The sequence below is a fragment of the Psychrobacter pasteurii genome (assembly GCF_900162815.1).
Lineage (GTDB): Bacteria > Pseudomonadota > Gammaproteobacteria > Pseudomonadales > Moraxellaceae > Psychrobacter > Psychrobacter pasteurii.
Map to the genome: position 1 here is coordinate 1 of NZ_FUGD01000020.1, position 2370 is coordinate 2370.

Annotated in this window: 2 protein-coding genes; both read left to right on the forward strand. The window is 41.9% G+C overall.

The genetic code is table 11. The features are described 5' to 3' along the window. The first annotated feature begins 501 nt into the window (after positions 1–501). Positions 502–1428: an OmpA family protein gene (locus tag A1232T_RS00170; protein WP_244152312.1), complete on the forward strand. Its 927-nt coding sequence runs from the start codon at positions 502–504 to the stop codon at positions 1426–1428. 42 nt (positions 1429–1470) lie between these two features. Continuing rightward, a partial coding sequence (locus A1232T_RS00175) for an Ig-like domain-containing protein (protein WP_244152313.1) occupies positions 1471–2370 on the forward strand: 900 nt, incomplete at its 3' end.

The window sequence follows — 2370 nt, forward strand, 5'->3', positions numbered from 1 at the left end:
AAGACCCAATATGGGTAATGGTGGCTTTACGCCGATTCAGAAATTTAATATGGCAGCTTAGTTCTACTTATTTAGTGTTTTAAATTTGGGGGTATTTCCAGTAGTCTGATTCGCGCTCTGGCATTGCCTTCTGTTTTAGATAATTGCAGAAAATCGTGGTCTGTGAGTTTATGATTTCTAGGGGTCTTTTTCGGCATGTGATTCTATTATGTTGTTGAGTTGGTTATATTGTATATTATTTTGTGGAATTGGTATTATGTTATTTCGGTTCAAATTTTAGTCGGATTATGCTATATCGAGTTAAAATATTTTAGTCTGCTATCAGATAGCATATTGGGTATATATACTTAGATATATTTTTCATTATTCTTATAAATAGAAGGAACTATCGCAACGAAGAGATTTTTTATGATTGTTTAATTTCCGTTATATGTTGAGCTTTATAATTCACTGTTTACACTTCGAGATATGAACTAAGGAAACTTTATGAAAGGTGTTCAAATGACAAAGAACAAGTTAGGTCTTTTAGCTGGATCTGTCTTAATGGTTATGTTAGGCCTGAGCCAACCAGCAAATGCAGCCACTGATCAAGCTGTAACTCAAGTACAGCATATCGGTTGGAACAAATCAGGAAATGCTTTTCAACCGGTTAATGCAAGTCAGCTACCTGCTAACGAAGCTAACCTAATCTTTATCCGTCCGCTAGACAATGATGGTCTACAAACCAGTGCGAACATCGCTATCGATGGCAGATTCCAAGTAAGCCTACAACCTGGACACTACTCTCAAATCACATACTGCAGTGGTCAGCACAACATCACTGTCGTTCCTACCGGGGCTAAAACCAATAACTTAAGCACAGCAAACAGTCATCTGGTTGATTTCGCTCCACAGCAAGACCACTACATCTTCGTTGACATTGATGATGCAACGGGACAGCCAAATCTAAGTAAGCTTGAAGAAGCAGATGCTCAAAAGCTACTAAGCACCCAAAAACAACAAACTCACCAAATCAGCCGAGTAGTACGCGACTGTCCTGCAGTTCAAGTACAGCCTGAGCCTGAAGTCAAAGTTGAACTTGATAAGCCTATTAACCTAAAAGTGTTGTTTGAATTTGACAAAGCCGTTGTACAACCTGTGTTCAACCAGAAAATTGAAGCAGTTGCAGGCTTCATGAAGAAATATCCAGAAACAACGACAGTCATTGAAGGCCACACAGATAGCAAAGGCCCAGACAGCTATAACATGAAGCTATCGCAGCAGCGTGCAGAAGCCGTTAAGCAGCAACTAGTCACCTTATATGGCATCGATGCACAGCGTTTAGACACAGTAGGCTATGGTGAAACCCGCCCTGTAGATACCAACGCAACCGATGAAGGTCGATATAACAACCGCCGAGTTGTGGCTACGGTTAGTGCTAAGCAATAAATACCCAGCATATTAATAGATAAAATATAAAGTAGGAAGATTATGAAAAACGTAATAGTAAAAGTAAACGATGCCGTGCAAACAGTAGCTGAGCATCAAGTAGTGACCAAAGATGGTCAACCCACTGTTATCAAAGCCACAAACAAAGTTAACTATGAGCTAGTTGACCAAGCAACAGGCCGTGCACCAGATCACATCATCACTAAGCGTGTGGGTAAAGACCTGCATGTATTAATGGAAGAGAGCGGTGAAGAGAGCGATCTAATCATCGAAGGCTACTATGATGAAGCGGACAGTGCGCTTATTGGTATGGCTGAAGATGGTAGCTATTACTACTATATACCAGATACTGGTGAAGTCGCTGACTTTGTTACTGAATTAGCTTCTGGTGACGTTGAAGGTCAAGCTTTAGGTGGTAATGCCTATCAAACCCCTTATTGGGTGGGTGCAGTAGATGAAGCTGGCTTTGGTGTTTTACCTTGGTTAGCTGGTTTAGCAGGCATCGGTGCATTAATCGCTGCCCTAGATGACGATGATAATGACCCATCCGATACCACACCACCAAACCCACCAACGGTTGAAGACGTTACCAACATCGATGAAGATGGCGATGGTACGCCAGATAGCACGATCATCAGTGGTAAAACTGAGCCTGGTGCTGAGGTTATCGTTAAAGACAAAGACGGTAATGTGATTGGTGAAACCAAAGCTGATGAAGACGGCAACTATGATGTTGAGGTCCCTGCTTTAGATAAAGATGAAGTAGTTGATGTTATTGCCAAAGATGAGGCTGGTAATGAGTCTGGTCCAACAGAAGTGGTTGGCACAGGCGATGATATTGCGCCAAACCCACCAACGGTTGAAGATGTTACTAACATTGATGAAGACGGCGATGGTACGCCAGATAGCACGATCATCAGTGGTAAAACTGAGCCTGGTGCT

Excerpts from the sequence above, each read along its gene's own strand:
- A1232T_RS00170 (WP_244152312.1), top strand. The coding sequence starts at position 502 with ATGACAAAGAACAAGTTAGGTCTTTTAGCTGGATCTGTCTTAATGGTT.